Genomic DNA, 18,362 nt, shown 5'->3' with positions numbered 1-18,362 from the left:
AATCCTTGTGTCGGCGGTTCGATTCCGTCCTGAGCCACCATTTTAACAATATGCGGGTGTAGTTTAATGGTAAAACCTCAGCCTTCCAAGCTGATGTCGTGGGTTCGATTCCCATCACCCGCTCCATTATTGTTATGATGGGCCTGTAGCTCAGCTGGTTAGAGCGCACGCCTGATAAGCGTGAGGTCGATGGTTCGAGTCCATTCAGGCCCATTTTCCATTTAAAATTTTTTCTTCATATGGAGGGGTAGCGAAGTGGCTAAACGCGGCGGACTGTAAATCCGCTCCTTCGGGTTCGGCAGTTCGAATCTGCCCCCCTCCACCATTTATAGGGGCATAGTTTAAAGGTAGAACTGAGGTCTCCAAAACCTCCAGTGTGGGTTCGATTCCTACTGCCCCTGCCAATTAAATAATATGATATAATGGCGGTCGTGGCGAAGTGGTTAACGCATCGGATTGTGGCTCCGACATTCGGGGGTTCGATTCCCCTCGATCGCCCCATATAAATGGGCTATAGCCAAGCGGTAAGGCAACGGACTTTGACTCCGTCACGCGAAGGTTCGAATCCTTCTAGCCCAGCCATTTATACTTAGCGGGTGTGGCGGAATTGGCAGACGCACCAGACTTAGGATCTGGCGCCGCAAGGCGTGGGGGTTCAAGTCCCTTCACCCGCATCTTTTACAGGCTGACGAAAGTATTCACTTTCGCCAGCCTGTATATTTGATAAAAGACTTCTTACAAAGTCTTGCATGAAAGAGGAACTTCTTCTAGGAGCGCACACGTCCTGTGCGAAACGCAGAACCCAGAACATCCTGTTCAAGTGCGGAAGTAGTTCAGTGGTAGAACATCACCTTGCCAAGGTGGGGGTCGCGGGTTCGAATCCCGTCTTCCGCTCCATGTATATGATATGCCGGCGTGGCGGAATTGGCAGACGCGCTGGACTCAAAATCCAGTTCCTTCACGGGAGTGCCGGTTCGACCCCGGCCGCCGGTATCATTTAAAGCAGCTTCTGTTTCTTTTCGAAGTAGAAGCTGCTTTTTTTATATATAAAGAAATATTAGTACTTGTCCTTATAAAAGAAAAAGCTGTCTCCAGTGCTGGAGGCAGCTTTTTTTATTTAAACCGTTAGTGAATCAAGCAGGCTTTTCACATTTTTGAACTCATATCCTAAATCATGCGCAACGGCTTCAAAGGTTACATGGCCGCCATACGTATTTACGCCGCTTTCAAGGGCTGGATTTTGTTTAATAGCCTGCTCAAAGCCTTTATTTGCGATTTGGAGGGCATAAGGTACCGTAACGTTGGTTAATGCAATGGTAGAGGTACGCGGAACTGCTCCTGGCATATTTGCTACAGCATAATGAACAACCTCATGTTTTTCATAAGTCGGATTTGTATGAGTTGTAATACGATCTACTGTCTCAAAAATACCTCCTTGGTCAATGGCTACATCCACGACAACCGAGCCTGGTGACATTGCTTTTACCATTTCTTCTGTTACCAGCTTCGGCGCTTTAGCACCCGGAATTAAAACGGCACCGATAACAAGATCGGATTCTTTTACAGATTCAGCGATGTTTAATGGATTTGACATAAGAGTTTGAACACTTGCGCCAAAGATTTCTTCAATCTGGCGAAGACGATCTGCGCTTAAGTCAATGATCGTAACGTCTGCTCCGAGCCCAACGGCAATGCGGGCTGCATTTGTACCAACCATACCGCCGCCGATAATGGTTACACGGCTTCGTTTCACCCCTGGAACACCGCCGAGCAGAACGCCTTTTCCACCGTTATTCTTTTCTAAAAATTGGGCCCCGATTTGCGTAGCCATCCGTCCGGCAACCTCACTCATTGGTGAAAGGAGAGGCAGCGTGCCGCCTGCTGTAACGGTTTCATAAGCAATACCGGTTACACCACTGTCGACTAGCGCTTTTGTAAGCGCTGGTTCAGCTGCAAGGTGGAGGTAAGTAAAAAGAAGAAGGTCTTTACGGAAATATTGATATTCAGAAGCAAGCGGTTCTTTTACTTTCATCACCATATCTGCACGGTTCCAAACATCTCTTGCTGAATCAAGTACTTGAGCGCCGTACTGTTCATATTCTGCGTCTGTAAATCCGCTTCCTAAGCCGGCTCCTTTTTCGATCATGACATCATGTCCTGCGGCCACAAGTGTAGCAACTCCTGACGGCGTAATAGCCACACGGTTTTCATTATTTTTAATTTCAGCTGGAATCCCAATTAACATCACGATCATCCTCTCGTATTTGTTGCCTTTATTGTAGGAGAAAAAGAAAAAAATGACATCGTTTTGATTGTTAAAAAAAATGGAGATCATTTGTGAAAAAAAACAAACCAAAAAATCCGTCTGTTTATAACAGGAAATTTGTAATCGGTTCCTATCGCTTCAATACCGCATTTATTATATTTTTTAAACAGTATTCAATCCTATGGAAAAAGGTTTATATCGAGCTTCAAATAATGAAAAAACATTGTGAGAAAATCTAACAATAGAGAGTCGGAGAGAGAAAAAGAAGAAGCTGATAATAAAAAAACCGCCGCTGCTAAGGCGGTTTTTTAAGATGAAAGACCGGTAATCAGGGCAAGATAAAGAGAAAAAACAAGCAGCATGCTCATGAAAAATGTAATGCCCGCTTCTTTTTTCCGATATCCCCAAAAACCAATTGCAAAAAAAACAAGGGCAAGAAACATAAACAGCACATTTAACGGTGACCAGCCAAGGTGCAGCGGCAAAGCGGGCGGCAGGGAGCCGTTGTAAAAGAAAGCAAATAACGGTGAGTAACGGCCCTCGCTGACTGCATGAGGCGGCTCCTGCTGGCCAAGAAACGCTGTTGTGCTAAAGATCAATAATAAAATAAGGCTTTCTGCTTTTATCCAGGGCTTCGGGTGAACGTCCCGGCGCTCTTGCAGTTTTCGTTTGAAAAGAAACCCATTTATAAACGCAAACAGCAAAACCGGCAGAACCAGTAGGTGCTTGATTAAAAGTGCCTGTCCATAATTAAGTGACCAGTCGCTTGCATAGTCACGAACGTCTAAAATGATGGTCATCATCCAAAAGCCAGACAGAGCGGTTAATAACAAACAAATAGCAGCTACTGGCGAAAACCATTTTAAAAAAGCAAGCCAGTTTGCTTCATCACGTGCAAACCAGCCAGCCATAAGCAGCAGGCCAGCCCAAACGGATACTGCTGTAAAATGCACCGCATGGGAAAGGACACCGGTCCAATCGTTTAAAGAAGCGGCATGGCTCGACCAGCTGATCGAGCCAATCAGCAAAAGAATAAAACCGAGTCCGCCAGCTGTAAAACGTTTATCGGTTAAAACAGGAAACGTAAACAAGTACAGTGCGAAAAAAAGCGCAACAGCAAGAGTGAATGCCCAAGCCTTCCCGACCGTAAATCCAAGAATGACCGTTTGTGCCACAGACATTACGCCGCTTCCTGCCGCAAGTTCCAGAATCAATACAGCTGCCGGCACAAAAGCAAAAAGAGCGATACCGGCTACAGCCCCGTAAAGCCAGCGCTCTCGAATGAGAATCGCTGGCTTTTTATGCGAAGGAACAAGCTGTATAAGGAAAGCGCCCATTAACAAAGAAAAACAGCTGTATAAAAGAGTTTCCGACGCATAAAGCACAGCCATTATTTTTTCCCTTTTCTCATAAGCAGAATAACGGCAAGCAATGCGGCAGCTACGATCACACCGATAATAATCGGCATGGAGGAAGAGGATCCTTTTTCTTCCTGCTGGACATCAGCAGCAGGTTGTTCCTCTGTTTCATCTGTTGTTGCTTCTTTCTCCGGCGCTGTTTCCTCTGCCGGCTCTTCCGCCTGCTCGGCTGCAACCGTAAATCCATACGTTCCTTCGATTAAGTGCCCATCTTCACCGACGATCCGCCAATCAACCGTATAAGAACCGTTTTTCAGCGATTCTGCCGCGGACCCGTTTAATACATTGTTCTGTACTTGAATATTTTCAAGCGGAACCTCTCCAGTTTCATTTTTCAGTGTGAAGCTGCTTCCCTGTTCAATTGGCGTTTCAAATGTCAAAGAAAGATCCTGAATCGGCTCTTTTACAGTGTCCCCGTCTGCAGGAGAAGAACTTTCCAATCCCGTATGGGCGGATACAGCAGGCGAAAACAGAAATAATAAGCTAAAAAGGAAAACAAAGATTTTTTTCAATTGATTCACCTCAATTCATAAATGATTCATAAATACTATACCACTGTTGAAAACAAAACGAATGAAAACCGCTTTGGGATCACAAAGGTGTCAAAAAACAAAGAAAAAGCACACAAACTGTTCACAAAAGGAGTAGGGGAAGTCTGAACCGGGAAGTAAGTCTAAAAAAGACGAATGAAGAGAGGAACGATCCATGCACATTCCATTTAAACAATTACCTGCTGTTTCTGCCATCCATCTTTTTGGCCCGGCCAGTCCTGACATTTCTGGAGTTACATACAACTCCCAGGCAGTAAAGCCCGGTTTTGCTTTTTTTGCTATCGCAGGGGAGAATACGGATGGCCACGCCTATATTGAGCAGGCGGTTGAAGCCGGTGCATCCGCTGTAATTGGAACCGATGAAGAAATTCTTCATTCGTTTCACGAGCGGTTTCCAGCTGTTACATTCGTTTCAGTAGCGGATTCTCGTGCGGCTATGGCTCATGTGTCGGATTATTTTTATGAACATGTACAGGAACGCCTCATCAAAGTAGGAGTCACGGGCACAAACGGTAAAACGACAGTGGCTACGTATGTGCAAAGTTTATTCAACCTGCTTCATATTCCATGCGGCATGCTTGGGACAACAGGGATTTGGAAAGCAACTGAAAAAATGCCATACAACAAAAGCACACCGACTACGCCAATGTCCTCAGACATTCATTTTATTTTTAAGGAATTGCACAGGTCGAATCATAAAGCGGCAGCAATGGAGGTTTCTTCTATTGCACTCGATCAAAAGCGGGTGGAAGGCATTTTATTTGATATAGCCATTCATACCAACTTTTCAGAAGAGCATTTGGAATATCATAAAACAATGGAGCATTATAAGCAGTCTAAGCTGCAGCTTTTTGAGCAGGCATCAGTCAGTGTAGTGAATATGGATGATGCGGGCATGTCAGAGGATATTCTCAAATCGGCTAAAGGACCTCTTATTACGTACAGCCGCAAACCGCTTTCGGGAGCTGATTTAATTTGGACAGACTGCCGGCATCATGAGCAGGGCATGGCGTTTCAACTGTTGTACGGCGGGAAATCATATGCGATATCTGTACCGCTCTACGGAGAATATAACGCCGAAAATCTTACAGCAGCGGTTGCAGCGGCTTTGTCTCTTGGGATCAGTATGGAAGAAATCGTTTCTGTTCTGCCAAACATGAAACAGGTAGAGGGTCGTTTTCAAGTGATTCACGGACCGGACAACCGGAAAGTCATTATAGACTATGCTCATACGCCCGTAGCTCTTGATCAAATTTTAACTGAAGTACGGCGTATTCCACATGCTCGCTTAATTGCGATGATCGCGGGCATTGGTATTCGAGACTTTGGGAAAATGCCCAAAATGGCACAGGCGGCAGAAGGAAAAGCAGATGTAATCGTCGTAACGGTAGATCACCCGGGACCACATAATCCAAATGACATTATTGGACGCGTAGTCAGTGGATTTTCAAATCCAAAAGAGCTCATTTTGACGGCTGCCACAAGACGGGAAGGCGTGATCCGGTCACTTGAGGAAAGCAGGCCGAACGACATTATCCTGCTTACGAGTGGCTGTATCAATGGCTGTCAAATCGTAGCAGGAAAGCATATTCCTCATTCAGACGAGGCAATTATTAATGAGTTTTTTAACAGTACTTCATTCTCACAGGCAATGAAATTTAGTGCAGAACAAAGTGTGTATGTAGCACAAATCCAAAAAGGTCTATTTTAAATTAACAAATTAGATTTTAGTTAAAAAACCGCTTAGGAGACAACAATTGTTGTCTCCTAAGCGGTTTTTTTGTTTATTTATACTTCTACACACTAAGTGTTTTTTTATGTCTGAAAATATACAGAACATTGAATGTTAAAAAATAAAACATTTTATCGGCTCTATTTTAAAAAATGAGATCTACCGAAGATTGAAGCAGTACCTTCTCTTGATTTCTGCATATAATTACAGGGAACTTTCTAAAATAGGAGGAGTAGACGAATGAATAAGGAAATTTTAAGTTCATTAGTTGGTAAAGTCGTTAAGGTCAATAGAGGTGGTCATGATTCTCGCGTTGGACAATTACTTGCAGTAGAAGAAGATTATTTCGTACTTCTTACAAAAGAAGACGGTGTTCTTTACTACAAAGGCCATCATGTTAAAAGCTTAACCGACAATACTAAGAAAGGCCTCGGGTTCGACCTCCTTGTTCCTGAAGATTTTACGTATATCGGTGGAAAATTGTTCACAGACGTTATGAACAATTTAAAGTATAAATGGGTGACAATTAATCGGGGCGGGCATGAAAAATATCAAGGAGTCCTCGATGATATTAACGATGATTATGTCACAATTGTTTATAATGAAGAAGTTATTCGTGTATCGACGTTCCATATTAAAAACATCAGTTACGATTTGAAAATTGAGGATCCGGATAAAGATAAAAAAGAAAAAGAGGATGAAAAGAACAAGAAAGAATCAGATAAGAAAGAAAAAGAGGAAGAAACTCAATAAACAGAAAGCAGTAATTATTCATAGTAATTATCAAGAAGAAAGAAATCAGAGTCTCTTTGAAATGAGGAATGGGATAAGCAATTATGTCATATTCTCTTTGTTCAAAGGGACTTTTGTTTGATAAAGGGGTTTTTAACCTGTGAGGGGGAAAGAAATGTCGAGCCCTTTTTTTTCTGATGCACTTAGACCATTTATTGGTTATTCGGTAGGTGTCTTCTCAAATGATGGGATACTTATAAAAGGAATAATGGTCGATGTAAAAAAAGATTATTTAATTTTACAGATTACAGAAGAAAAATACATTTACCATCACCTCGCGCAGATAAAGTCTGTTTCAAAAAATGCAAAAGATATGCAGACAAATACGGTTACTAAGAATTATTTACAGGCAGAACAGCTTCATGAAATTTTAGAACAGTGTAAGTATAGCTGGGTAACGATCAATTGTTATAACGATCAGTTTGTTACAGGCTTTTTAAGCCGGGTCTTTGATGACCATCTTATCCTCATTAGCGGGGAAGAAAAAATAATTGTGCAAAATGCATGCATTATCAATATATTCCCAGGTGTTCATGAGCTTGCTGATACTGAAGAAACCGAAGAGCAGGAAGAGGAGCCTTCCACTCGGGTGGAAGAACAGAAAGAAATAAATAAAAAGGAAGCTTTTTCGAACGGCCGGGAAGAACCGAAAGAGCAGAAAGAAGAACCTTTCGCTCAGATGGAAGAACAGAAAGAAATAAATGAAGAGGAAGCTTTTTCCAACAGCTGGGAAGAACCGAAAGGGCAGAAAGAAGAACCTTTCGCTCAGATGGAAGAACAGAAAGAAATAAATGAAGAGGAAGCTTTCTCAAACGGCTGGGAAGAACCGAAAGAGCAAAAAGAAGAAACTTTCATTCAGACGGAAGAACAGAAAGAAATAAATGAAGAGGAAGCTTTCTCTAACAGCTGGGAAGAGCCGAAAGAGCAGAAAGAAGAAACTTTCATTCAGACGGAAGAACAGAAAGAAATAAATGAAGAGGAAGCTTTCTCTAACAGCTGGGAAGAACCGAAAGAGCAGAAAGAAGAACCTTTCGCTCAGATGGAAGAACCGAAAGAAATAAATGAAGAGGAAGCTTTCTTCAATGGCCGGGAAGAACCGAAAGAGCAGAAAGAAGAACCTTTCGCTCAGATGGAAGAACCGAAAGAAATAAATGAAGAGGAAGCTTTCTTCAATGGCCGGGAAGAACAGAAAGAGCAGAAAGAAGAACCTTTCGCTCAGATGGAAGAACCGAAAGAAATAAATGAAGAGGAAGCTTTCTTCAATGGCCGGGAAGAACAGAAAGAGCAGGAAGAAGAACCTGTCACTCAGATGAAAAGACAAAATGAAATAAATGAAAACGAAGCATCTTTCAAAGGAAAAGAAGTTGAAGTGCAGAGAAAGAGCCACTTAAAACAAATAAAAGAAGCAAGAGACCCTGCAAGACAACAAATTTCTGCCAATCAGAAAGAAGAGGAAATATGGACTGCAGGAAAGACGACCAAAGATAGGTTTACTGATAAAGAAAGAGAAAACATTATCAATAGTTCTCCAAAGGATTCCTCGTTTAGTCAGACGCATATTCAAAGAAATCGAGAGGGAAAGAGGTTCAAAGCAAAAAAGGAAAAATGTATCGATTCCACACTACGTCAGTCAAGTAATTGTCTTCCTCTGAACACTCCAATAGAAGAAAAAGAAGAAGCGTGGGTGCCTGTTATTACAACAGAAGAAACAGAAAAATATCTTGAATCTCAATATTATTCTCTCATGAAGCAGGCGGAAAAAAAGTATAAGGCATTGCGGGAAAAAAGGATGGAACGGGAAATAATGAAAAAGTAATCTGCTGCTCTTTTGCAGAAAGAGCAGCTATGGCGAAGACGTTTTTATATAGCCACTTGAGGCTATTTTGTTTTTCTATATATAAACTGGCATCAAATCAAGTTTCCTGTTCCTTGCTCTAAGGATGCTTGTCCACACGAATTCAAACTTCTACAAGAGCCTGCTTCAGCCGTTAGCCCCGTCTACTTTTAAAAATCATCTTGCAAAATGAAAAGATTCTTTTACTCCATATCATTTAATGAGCCGCTTTAAGAAAACGCCTAAAGTACAAAAGTTGTTTTCTAAGAATCCGGATCGCAGTATGTCGTTCTCAGGTGCAGACAGCCCTTTATGCAAAGAATTAATCAAAGTTAATAATTTTTATCAAAATAACGATGGTAGATGGCTCTTTTGGAAGAGCTGTTTTTTTTTGCAGTGCTTCTGTCACGTTTATTGCGTAATGAATTAAAAAAGAAAAGTAAAGATTTTTGCGAATGTATTGGTAAACATGCTTTTCTATTTTCCGAGATAGGTGTGATACCATCTGCATATTACAAGATTTAAAAAAGCCCAGCTCGGTTCTGTTGATACGGTCTTATTTGGAGGGAAACACGTGTATACGCATGCTAAAGCACATTTCTGTTAGTAAATCACTAAAAAGATAGCAGTGTGACGCTAAAAGCAGATGATTAGGACTGGCCGGATGAACCCTGCTCTGCTTTAGCGGAAGGACTTCTATTATTCTTTCATAAATGGACAGTGGCTATATGCTGGTTAAAGGAGTATTCATTTCATCAGATGAATGATAAGAATGAAGAAAACGAGTTCGTTGTCTTTAGTTTTTGTGTCGAAAAACAGCAGATCTTCATCTGTTTTTTCTTGATTTTTTGAAGGTTTGTTCAATAAACAGAGAATTTTTTCTTTTTAAGTAAAAAGAATGGATACGTAAGGCTGGAAGGAATAAAATGAACGTATTTCAATTCTACTGTATGGAAGGGGTCCTTATTTTCATCAAAGATCGATTGTCACCATAACAGGCCATGATGAAAATACGCGGAAAGAAGGGAATGGAACGTGCATAGTTTAAGATGGATTTGGGCGTATATGAGGGACTATAAATCCGGCCTTTTTTTGGGGTTTTCACTTGTACTTCTTGTTGCAGGATTGAACATGCTGAATCCGTATTTTTCAGGACGAATTGTCGATGACGTAGTGTACGGAGGAAAGATGGAGCTTCTTTGGGTACTGCTTGGTTTTATGATAGCGGTTACGATGGTGAAAACCGTTATCCGCTACAGCTTTCAGCTCCTATTTGAGCGTACTTCCCAGCGGGTGATTTTTACGCTTCGCGAGCAGTTGTACGCCAGACTGAATGAGCTGGACTTTCGTTTTTATGACCGGACAAAAACGGGCGACATTATGGCGCGGATGACAGGTGATATGGAAGCAGTGCGCCATTTTACTGCCTGGACAACGTATATGATTGTGGAAAACGTATGTGTACTGTTGTTTGCCATTGTTTTTATGTTTACCATTCATGCGCCGCTGACACTGGCAATGATCGCTGTAACACCGGTGATCGCCTTTTTTGCTTATCGAATGAGCAGTGAGGTCCGGCCGACATTCTCAGAAATTCGGGCACAGTTCGCGCGTTTAAACTCCGTTGTACAGGAAAACATCAGCGGCAACCGGGTTGTCAAAGCCTTTGCCAAGGAAGACCATGAGATTGGTAAGTTTTCAGCTGAAAACAAAGCTTTTAAAGAAAAGAATATTCAATCGGCACGTGTATGGGAAAAGTATCTTCCTGTGCTTGATTCGCTGGCGGGGGTGCTGCTTGTTGTCATGATCTTAGCCGGCGGGTTTATGGTTATTCAAGGGTCACTGACTATTGGGGAGCTTGTCGTGTTCAATTCTCTTATTTGGGCATTGAACAATCCGATGCGAATGGCGGGCTGGCTGATTAATGACGTTCAGCGGTTTATCGCATCCGCTGAAAAGATTGAAGATTTGCTCAACGAGCAGCCGGGCATTACCAATACATTATCGAAAAAGGCACCGGCTGGCAGCGAACTGTCTGTTCAGTTTCAGGATGTAACGTTCCGCTATGAAGATGAACCGGTTTTATCCAATATTACATTTGGGGTGAAGACAGGTCAGACTGTCGCGATTGTCGGTCCGACAGGCGCTGGGAAATCGACGATCGTCAACCTGCTTTGCCGCTTTTATGATGTAGACAGCGGTGAAGTGAAAGTGGAAGGAATGAATGTGAAGGAATGGGATATCCGGTCTCTGCGCCGGCATACCGCTATGGTTATGCAGGATATCTTTTTATTCTCCGACACGATTGAAGGAAACATTGCGTATGGAATGCCGGACGCGACAATGGAGCAAGTGAAGATGGCAGCAGAAAAAGCGGAAGCACATGCGTTTATATCCAAGCTTCCGGAAGGGTACGACACAATTATCGGCGAGCGCGGCGTCGGTTTGTCAGGCGGACAGCGGCAGCGGATTTCTCTGGCGAGAGCACTGCTTTTGGATGCGCCCATTTTAATTTTAGACGATACGACGTCCGCGGTTGATTTAGAAACGGAGATGCGCATTCAAAAAACGCTCCGGTCCATTTTACAGAAAAAAACGTGCTTTATTATCGCCCACCGCATTTCCTCCGTTAAAGAAGCAGATCTGATTTTGGTGTTAGAGGACGGGCGGATTGTAGAGCGCGGCCGGCATGAAGACTTGTTGAAGCGTAAAGGCCGTTACTTTAATGTATTCAAAAATCAATTTGGTGACTTTGACAGCCGCCAATTTGGCGAGGAAGTGATGTAAGTGGCACGTAATAAATTTGATGTAGATGAAGAGCTGGAGTCTGCCTTTGATATAAACCAGTTAAAACGGATGGTTCAGTATTTAAAGCCGTTTAAAGGAAAAATCATACTTACTGTTCTCCTGATGCTTTTGGCGAGCGGGGCAACGTTGACCGGTCCATATTTAATTAAAACGGCGATCGACGACAAAATCCCAAACGGAGACGTGGGCGGACTTGCACTGCTTGCCGGATTTTATTTAGCGGCTATCACGGTCACAGGCTTTTGCCTAAAATATCGAATCCGAATGATGTCTCAAATCGGGCAGAGTGTCATTTTACAATTGCGGAAAGACTTGTTTGCTCATTTGCAGACGCTGTCGTTTTCCTACTACGACAGCCGGCCTCACGGCAAAATTTTAGTGCGTGTCGTAAACTATGTGAACTCACTCAGCGACCTTTTATCCAACGGTATTATTAACGTTATTACAGATTTGTTCAGCGTTCTGGTCATTGTCGGCTTTATGCTGGCGATTGACGTGAAAATGACACTGGTTGCCATGGCAGGCTTCCCATTTTTGATCGGGTTTATCTTTTTTATTAAAACAGCTCAGCGTAAAGCGTGGCAGCAGCTCAGCAACAAGCAGTCTAATATGAATGCGTATATTCATGAAAGCTTAAATGGAATTAAAGTGACACAGGCCTTTGCGCGTGAGGAAGAAAACGAGCAAATCTTTCGTGAAGTATCCAACAGCTACCGTTCCGCCTGGATGAAGGGAGTAAAAATTCAATTTCTTTTATGGCCTGTCATTGAAAATATTTCGGTGATTACCGTTTCGTTCGTTTATGTTACCGGTATTTTTTGGCTGAACGGAAGTGTCACAGCGGGGGAATTGGTCGCATTTGTCGGTTACATTTGGATGTTCTGGCAGCCGCTTGCGAATATCGGCAATTTCTATAATGCTATTATTAATGCGATGGCGTATTTAGAGCGCATTTTTGAGACGATCGATGAAGAACCGGCCATTCAAAATGCGCCAAATGCTGGTGTACTGCCGCCTGTACGCGGTGAGGTGATGTTCGATCATGTCGTATTCGGCTACGAAGGAGAGAAAAACATTCTTGAGGACGTGAACTTTACGGTAAATCCGGGAGATACGATCGCGCTTGTTGGGGCGACCGGCTCTGGGAAAACGACGATCATCAATTTAATCAGCCGGTTTTATGATACGAAGTGCGGCAGTGTACGAGTGGACGGAACAAACATTAAAACGGTCACGCTTTCGTCGCTGCGCAGCCAGATGGGTGTCATGCTGCAGGATTCGTTTATTTTTTCCGGCACGATCATGGACAATATCCGGTATGGCCGCCTTGATGCGACGGATGAAGAAGTGATTGAAGCATCAAAAGCGGTTCAGGCACACCGTTTTATTAGCGAAATGGAAGAAGGGTACGAAACAGAGGTGAATGAGCGCGGCACACGTCTTTCATCTGGCCAGCGCCAGCTTATTTCGTTTGCACGGGCTCTTCTGGCGGACCCGAAAATTTTAATTTTGGACGAAGCAACATCAAGCATTGATACCGAAACGGAAATGGCTCTTCAAAAAGGATTGGAGCAGCTGCTTGAAGGGCGAACTTCTTTTATTATTGCGCACCGTCTGTCCACGATTCAAAACGCTGATCGTATTTTCTTTATTGACGGCGGTCGAATTATGGAGCAGGGAACGCATAATGAACTAATGAAAAAAGGCGGCGCGTACTCAAAGCTTTATTTATCGCAGCGCCGTGCTTTAGAGGCTGGATAATACAATCAGAACGCGGGCCCGGCGATGCCGGGCTTTTTAAAGGAGGGAGACCATGCCGAAAGCGCCGCTTTTTCGTGATCCTATTTATGATGGCGCTGCAGATCCGGTTCTTATTTGGAATCGGGAAGAAAGGGAATGGTGGATCGTTTACACAAGCCGGAGGACTTCAGTCGAAGGGCCGGGCATTGCCTGGGTGCACGGCACAAACCTTGGTGTTGCTTCGTCACAGGACGGAGGAGAAACATGGACGTACCGGGGTGTTCTTCAAGGACTTGAATTTGAACAGGGTCAAAACACGTTTTGGGTACCGGAAATTCTCCGGCACGACGGCTTGTACCATATGTATGTGAGCTACATCCGGGGCGTTCCATCTGAATGGGCTGGACACCGAAGGGATATTGTTCACTATACGAGCCGAAACCTATGGATTTGGACATTCCAATCTGTTTTGAAGCTGAGCTCTGATTACGTGATTGACGCATGCATTCATCCAATGCCCGATGGCAGATGGCGCATGTGGTATAAGGATGAAGCAACCGATTCTGCCACATACACCGCTGACAATGACGATTTATACCACTGGAAGCCTGCAGGTGCTGTTTTAGCTCATCAGCCGCATGAAGGGCTAAACGTCTTTTTCTGGCGGAATACATACTGGCTCATTGTAGATGAATGGTCGGGCCTGGCTGTTTATGAGTCAGAAAACGGTGAGGATTGGCGCCGTAACGGAAAGATTTTGCATGGGTCCGGTACGCGTGAGGATGACGGAACAATCGGTCTGCATGCGGATGTGCAGGTAAGCGGTGGGGAGGCCTATATTTTTTACTTTACACATCCAGACTGCAGCCGTCATCCCCCGTCGAAAAGATCTTCTTGACAGGCAGCAAAGCTTGAGCTGCAAGACGGGGTACTTACCTGTGATCGGAATGCTTTATTTTCATTTTGCCTGCGGGAGGAAACATAAGCATGAGAACAAGTGATATTCGGATTCGGGATCCATTTGTGGTGGCAGATCAGCAAGCAAAAACCTATTATCTTTACGGGACAACGGATGAAGATGTGTGGACAGGCCCTGCTTCCGGTTTTCAAGTGTATCAAAGCGGGGATTTACAGGAGTGGGAAGGGCCGTTTCAGGCTTTTCGGCCGCCGCCCCGTTTTTGGGCGGATCAGCACTTTTGGGCGCCGGAAGTGTATGAATGGAAGAACGCTTATTATATGCTGGCTACGTTCAAATCAGATAAACGGTGCCGGGGCACACAGATTTTAAAAGCTCAATCTGCGCTCGGTCCTTTTAAGCCGCTGACGGAGGGGCCGATTACACCGAAAGAATGGGAATGCCTTGACGGAACTTTGTTTATGGATAAAAAGGGCATTCCCTGGATGGTTTTTTGCCGTGAATGGATTCAAGTAAAAGACGGAGAGATGTATGCCCTGCGGTTATCCGAAGATTTTCAGGCTGTACACGGCGAACCGGTTTTATTATTCACGGCTTCCCAGGCGCCATGGACAAAGCCGGTGAGGGAAGCTAATTACATTACAGATGGTCCATTTCTTTACGAAACAGAAAACGGAGAGCTTGAAATGATTTGGTCGAGTTATAGTGAAAAAGGCTATGCAGTCGGTATTGCCCGGTCCCTATCAGGAGCTGTTGAGGGACCGTGGATTCATGAGGCAGAACCGCTGCTTGATCAAGACGGCGGCCATGGAATGATTTTTCGGGATTTTACCGGCAAGAGGCGGCTGGCTATTCATGCGCCGAATCGGTCACCCCATGAACGGGCTGTTTTTCTGAATATGGAAGAGCTGATGGGGAAAAGGCCGGTATAAGTGGAACGGGCGAATTCAGCTCAAAGCATGCGGGCATCTTAATAAAAGTGAGCTGGAAAAAGCAGTTTTGTTAAAGGAGGAATAGAAATGTTGACGAAGGAAGACCGGATTGTATTTATTGGAGACAGCATTACCGATTCCGGACGTCGGGCAGAGCCGGAAGAGCTGGGGGATGGGTATGTAAGGATGATTCGTGATCAGCTTATTTGCGAGTCGCCTATGAACGCACCTGTCATTATTAATAAAGGGGTTGGCGGCAATCGAGTAACTGATCTGGCAGAGCGGTGGGAGCAGGATGTGTTAAACGAACGGCCAACAGTCCTGTCCATATCAATCGGAATCAACGATGTATGGCGGCAGCTTGATTCAAAAGAAATGAATCAAATATTACCCGGGAAATTTGAACAGGTATACCGTAGTTTACTTGAACAATCTGAGAGCATCCGGCTTGTGTTAATGGAACCGACGATTATTGAAGAAGATCCGCGCTCCGAAGGCAACGAGCTTCTAAAGCCGTATGTTGAGATTGTTCAAAAGCTGGCCGGCGAATATGGTGCTGTGCTTGTGCCGATGCACCAGGCTTTCATCGAGTATGTAAGTGCGGAAGGTGAGCATAAGCTGACGACAGACGGGGTTCATATGAACTCAACAGGAAATACACTGATGGCGCGGACCTGGCTGCAAGCCATACGCGAAAAAGGACTGTCATAAGAAAAAGGCGTTCTCCCCGCAGGAGAACGCCTTTCTTTTTAGCGGATGACCACTTCAACACCGAAGTGATCGGATACAACCGGTTTATGGATACCGTTAAAAATCACTTTGGATGATATGACCTCGATGGGCTTATTCACAAAGATATAATCAATTCGCAGATCTTTTTTGTTTCCATCCCAGCCGTCAATCTTTCCTTTAACGGTGTATCCTTCATCTTTCTTGGAAGCAAGGGTGTACGTGTCCCAAAACCCGGCTGCTAACAGATAATCGTAGTTTTCGTTTCGCACAGCAGCATCCCCGTTAAAGTCACCCATCAAAAAGGTAAGCTCTTTGGATGAAGCCCTGGCTAGGAGGCGGTCAAGCTGTTTTTTTGCGGGTTCCTCCTCGTCCTGCCACCAGCCGAGGTGACAGGAGAAAAAAGAGGCAGGTTCACCGTTGATATCGATCACAGCTTGAACAATTTTACGTGTTTTCCAGTTATTCATGTCGTGCTGGTCTGTAATAAAAAAAGAATCATGGCTTTTTACAGGATGCTTCGTAATGATGGCCACGCCTTCTTCGTAAATCTCATAGCCGAAGTGCGACATATCCCAAATGAATGTGTAATCCGTTCCACCAAGGTCATGCAGCTTTTGCACAAGCAGCTCTGCGTAATTCGCGTGCCCGGCTTCATCCGACTTGCTTACCTCCTGAAGCGCTACAACATCGTATGATTTTTCGGCAATCGTTTGAGCGAGTTCCGTTAGCTTTTGGAGGGTGTTTTCTTCCTGCCAGGAATGACAGTTTAATGTGAGTAAATTCATGTTTTACACTCCTAAGTAATCCTGTACATCGGATTTAATTACATCAGCTTTAGGGCCGTAAATGGCCTGCACACCTTTATCTTTTAAAATTAAACCGAGCGCCCCGGTTTTTTTCCACTCCGCTTCTCCTGATACTTTGTCCACATCTTTAACGGTCACGCGAAGCCGCGTCATACAAGCATCCACATCTTCAATGTTGTCAGTACCGCCCAGCAGCCGGATGATGGCAGCGGCGGCTGTTCCTTCTGCCGCCGGCGCAGCGCTTTCGGCTTTGGCGTTTGTTTCTTCATCATCTGTGTAATTGCCGGCCCGGCCTGGCGTCGGAAAGTTAAACTTTTTGATCAGGAAGTTCGCGATCGTGAAGTTTAAAGCGAAAAACACAGAGCATGTAATAACAAAGTTAAAAATATCACGTGTCAGTCCTGCTTTTGCCGCCATAGGCATGCGTGTTAAAAACTCTATCAGCCCGAATGAATGGAGACGAAGGTTGATCAGATCAGCCGCAGCAAAGCTCAAGCCGGTTAAAATCGCGTATACCACATATAAAAGAGGGGCAGCAAACATAAACATAAATTCAATCGGTTCTGTTACACCTGTTAAAAAAACAGCGAGTCCGGCAGATAAAAACATCGGCTTGTATTTAGCACGTTTGTCTTTGTCCACATTTTTATACATGGCCAGCGCAATTCCAATAAGTGAGGCAGTAGAAATAATCATTTGGCCCACTTTAAAGCGGGCAGGCGTTACCTCGTTCAGCAGTGCTTGATACGCCGTCATATCGCCAGCTGCTTTTAAATTGTTTAAATCTGCCGCCCAGGCAAGCCAAAGCGGGTCCTGCCCGGCTACAACCTGCCCGGCCGAAGAGCCGGTCAGCATCGTATACGTGCCGCCAAGTGACGTGTAGTTAATCGGAACCGTCAGCATATGATGCAGACCAAAAGGCAGAAGCAGACGTTCAAGTGTACCGAATACAAAAGGCGCAATAATCGGTGCCGTATCTTTTGAAGTGGCAATCCATTTTCCAAACTCGTTCAAGGCGCCCTGAATAAACGGCCAGACGGCCGCCAGCAAAACGGCTATCACAACGGACCAGGCAATGACCACAAAAGGCACAAACCGTTTTCCGTTAAAAAAAGCAAGAGAAGCCGGCAGTTTGCTGAAGTTATAATATTTATTAAAAATCACGGCTCCGGCAAAACCGGAAATGATACCAATAAACACGCCCATATTAAGCGCTGGAGCACCGAGCACAGAAGTAAAATAATCGCTTACAATTAACTCGCTGCCAAAAAAAGATGAGACAGAGGCTTTTGGATCACTTATCATTTCATTGTTTAAACCAAATAAAGCGCCGGTCACCCGATTAATCAGAACAAAAGCTAAAAGGGCTGCAAATGCGCCGCCTGCCCGTTCCTTTGCCCAGGAGCCTCCGATGGCAACCGCAAATAAAATATGTAAGTTGCCAATAATGGCCCAGCCGATGTCTTCCATCACGTGTGCTGCTGTTTGCACAAAACTGATATCACCGCTTATCATGGCAATCAGTTTGCCGACGGATATCATAATCCCGGCTGCGGGCATCACGGCAACGACGACGAGCAGTGCTTTCCCAAGTTTTTGCCAAAAATCAAAAGACGTTAATTTCTTCATACCCCATTCTCCCCTTGATTAGATGTAATAGTGAAATGTAACGAAAACGTTTGCATGGACCTTATTCTAATAAATACGCTTTCATTTAGCAAGAATAATTTTTAAAGAGCTGATTTCTTTCAGCGTTTCGCTTGTTTTAACAGAAAGATCAGTGTTCGCCAAAGAATATTGAATGTATTTTTGTGAAAACGATTGCATTGGTTTTT

General features: G+C 44.1%; 13 protein-coding genes and 9 tRNA genes. 17 read left to right on the top strand and 5 right to left on the bottom strand.

Annotation, left to right across the window (positions count from 1 at the left end; translation table 11 throughout):
- The first annotated feature begins 52 nt into the window (after positions 1–52).
- The 9 genes from RIN81_RS13680 (at position 53) to RIN81_RS13640 (ending at position 993) form a co-directional block, all read left to right on the top strand.
- Positions 53–126: transfer RNA gene (locus tag RIN81_RS13680), tRNA-Gly, on the top strand.
- 13 nt (positions 127–139) lie between these two features.
- Positions 140–213: transfer RNA gene (locus tag RIN81_RS13675), tRNA-Ile, on the top strand.
- Between the two features lie 28 nt (positions 214–241).
- A tRNA-Tyr gene (locus tag RIN81_RS13670) sits at positions 242–325 on the top strand.
- Positions 326–330: 5 nt separating this feature from the next.
- A tRNA-Trp gene (locus tag RIN81_RS13665) sits at positions 331–404 on the top strand.
- 21 nt (positions 405–425) lie between these two features.
- A tRNA-His gene (locus RIN81_RS13660) sits at positions 426–501 on the top strand.
- A gap of 6 nt (positions 502–507) precedes the next feature.
- Positions 508–582, top strand: a tRNA-Gln gene (locus RIN81_RS13655).
- 10 nt (positions 583–592) lie between these two features.
- Positions 593–674, top strand: a tRNA-Leu gene (locus tag RIN81_RS13650).
- A 148-nt stretch (positions 675–822) separates the two neighbouring features.
- Positions 823–897 (top strand) — tRNA-Gly (locus tag RIN81_RS13645).
- A 12-nt stretch (positions 898–909) separates the two neighbouring features.
- Positions 910–993 (top strand) — tRNA-Leu (locus tag RIN81_RS13640).
- 124 nt (positions 994–1,117) lie between these two features.
- Here the strand turns inward: RIN81_RS13640 and ald are convergent.
- The 3 genes from ald to RIN81_RS13625 form a co-directional block, all read right to left on the bottom strand.
- The gene (gene ald / locus RIN81_RS13635) at positions 1,118–2,245 is read right to left on the bottom strand and encodes an alanine dehydrogenase (protein WP_309091059.1); all 1,128 of its coding nucleotides are present in this window, start codon (positions 2,243–2,245) and stop codon (positions 1,118–1,120) included.
- Between the two features lie 329 nt (positions 2,246–2,574).
- A complete protein-coding gene (locus RIN81_RS13630; RefSeq protein ID WP_309091057.1) occupies positions 2,575–3,657 on the bottom strand; it encodes a copper resistance D family protein in 1,083 nt (360 codons plus the stop codon).
- Positions 3,657–4,196 (bottom strand): copper resistance CopC family protein, encoded by a 540-nt coding sequence (locus tag RIN81_RS13625; protein WP_309091055.1) that lies wholly within the window; start codon positions 4,194–4,196, stop codon positions 3,657–3,659. The genes RIN81_RS13630 and RIN81_RS13625 overlap by 1 nt, the downstream gene beginning before the upstream one ends.
- 193 nt (positions 4,197–4,389) lie before the next feature.
- On the opposite strand from RIN81_RS13625, the gene RIN81_RS13620 reads away from it, so the two are divergent.
- The 8 genes from RIN81_RS13620 to RIN81_RS13585 all read left to right on the top strand — a co-directional run bounded on the left by RIN81_RS13620 (position 4,390) and on the right by RIN81_RS13585 (position 15,700).
- Complete coding sequence (locus RIN81_RS13620; protein ID WP_309091053.1) at positions 4,390–5,946, top strand: UDP-N-acetylmuramoyl-L-alanyl-D-glutamate--2,6-diaminopimelate ligase; 1,557 nt, start codon at positions 4,390–4,392, stop codon at positions 5,944–5,946.
- A gap of 261 nt (positions 5,947–6,207) precedes the next feature.
- Entirely contained in the window at positions 6,208–6,720 is a 513-nt protein-coding gene (locus RIN81_RS13615) for a hypothetical protein (protein ID WP_251273473.1), read from the top strand.
- A gap of 139 nt (positions 6,721–6,859) precedes the next feature.
- Positions 6,860–8,575 (top strand): hypothetical protein, encoded by a 1,716-nt coding sequence (locus RIN81_RS13610; RefSeq protein ID WP_309091051.1) that lies wholly within the window; start codon positions 6,860–6,862, stop codon positions 8,573–8,575.
- A 1,053-nt stretch (positions 8,576–9,628) separates the two neighbouring features.
- Positions 9,629–11,380 (top strand): ABC transporter ATP-binding protein, encoded by a 1,752-nt coding sequence (locus RIN81_RS13605; protein WP_309091049.1) that lies wholly within the window; start codon positions 9,629–9,631, stop codon positions 11,378–11,380.
- Positions 11,381–13,162, top strand: a complete 1,782-nt coding sequence (locus tag RIN81_RS13600) for an ABC transporter ATP-binding protein (RefSeq protein WP_309091046.1) — start codon at positions 11,381–11,383, stop codon at positions 13,160–13,162.
- A gap of 52 nt (positions 13,163–13,214) precedes the next feature.
- Positions 13,215–14,039 carry a glycoside hydrolase family protein gene (locus tag RIN81_RS13595; protein ID WP_309091044.1) on the top strand — a complete coding sequence of 275 codons (825 nt, stop codon included), beginning with the start codon at positions 13,215–13,217 and terminating at the stop codon, positions 14,037–14,039.
- Between the two features lie 89 nt (positions 14,040–14,128).
- A complete protein-coding gene (locus RIN81_RS13590) occupies positions 14,129–14,989 on the top strand; it encodes a glycoside hydrolase family 43 protein (protein WP_309091042.1) in 861 nt (286 codons plus the stop codon).
- 87 nt (positions 14,990–15,076) lie between these two features.
- Complete coding sequence (locus RIN81_RS13585; protein WP_309091040.1) at positions 15,077–15,700, top strand: SGNH/GDSL hydrolase family protein; 624 nt, start codon at positions 15,077–15,079, stop codon at positions 15,698–15,700.
- Positions 15,701–15,738: 38 nt separating this feature from the next.
- Here RIN81_RS13585 and RIN81_RS13580 read toward each other — a convergent pair whose 3' ends face one another.
- Together RIN81_RS13580 and RIN81_RS13575 are read right to left on the bottom strand one after the other, a co-directional pair.
- Entirely contained in the window at positions 15,739–16,506 is a 768-nt protein-coding gene (locus RIN81_RS13580; protein WP_309091038.1) for an endonuclease/exonuclease/phosphatase family protein, read from the bottom strand.
- 3 nt (positions 16,507–16,509) lie between these two features.
- On the bottom strand, positions 16,510–18,156 hold the full coding sequence (locus tag RIN81_RS13575; RefSeq protein ID WP_309091036.1) for a PTS transporter subunit IIBC: 1,647 nt from the start codon (positions 18,154–18,156) through the stop codon (positions 16,510–16,512).
- Positions 18,157–18,362: the final 206 nt, after the last annotated feature.

This window comes from Domibacillus sp., assembly GCF_031181085.1.
Classification (GTDB): Bacteria; Bacillota; Bacilli; order Bacillales; family Domibacillaceae; genus Domibacillus.
The sequence above is the reverse complement of the archived record's forward strand: the minus strand, read 5'-3'. Positions and strand labels throughout refer to the sequence as shown.

Bases quoted from the DNA above. Each gene is read 5' to 3' on its own strand.
- ald (WP_309091059.1), bottom strand. From the start codon at position 2,245: ATGTTAATTGGGATTCCAGCTGAAATTAAAAATAATGAAAACCGTGTG.
- RIN81_RS13630 (WP_309091057.1), bottom strand. From the start codon at position 3,657: ATGGCTGTGCTTTATGCGTCGGAAACTCTTTTATACAGCTGTTTTTCT.
- RIN81_RS13620 (WP_309091053.1), top strand. From the start codon at position 4,390: ATGCACATTCCATTTAAACAATTACCTGCTGTTTCTGCCATCCATCTT.
- RIN81_RS13615 (WP_251273473.1), top strand. From the start codon at position 6,208: ATGAATAAGGAAATTTTAAGTTCATTAGTTGGTAAAGTCGTTAAGGTC.
- RIN81_RS13595 (WP_309091044.1), top strand. From the start codon at position 13,215: ATGCCGAAAGCGCCGCTTTTTCGTGATCCTATTTATGATGGCGCTGCA.
- RIN81_RS13590 (WP_309091042.1), top strand. From the start codon at position 14,129: ATGAGAACAAGTGATATTCGGATTCGGGATCCATTTGTGGTGGCAGAT.
- RIN81_RS13585 (WP_309091040.1), top strand. From the start codon at position 15,077: ATGTTGACGAAGGAAGACCGGATTGTATTTATTGGAGACAGCATTACC.
- RIN81_RS13580 (WP_309091038.1), bottom strand. From the start codon at position 16,506: ATGAATTTACTCACATTAAACTGTCATTCCTGGCAGGAAGAAAACACC.
- RIN81_RS13575 (WP_309091036.1), bottom strand. From the start codon at position 18,156: ATGAAGAAATTAACGTCTTTTGATTTTTGGCAAAAACTTGGGAAAGCA.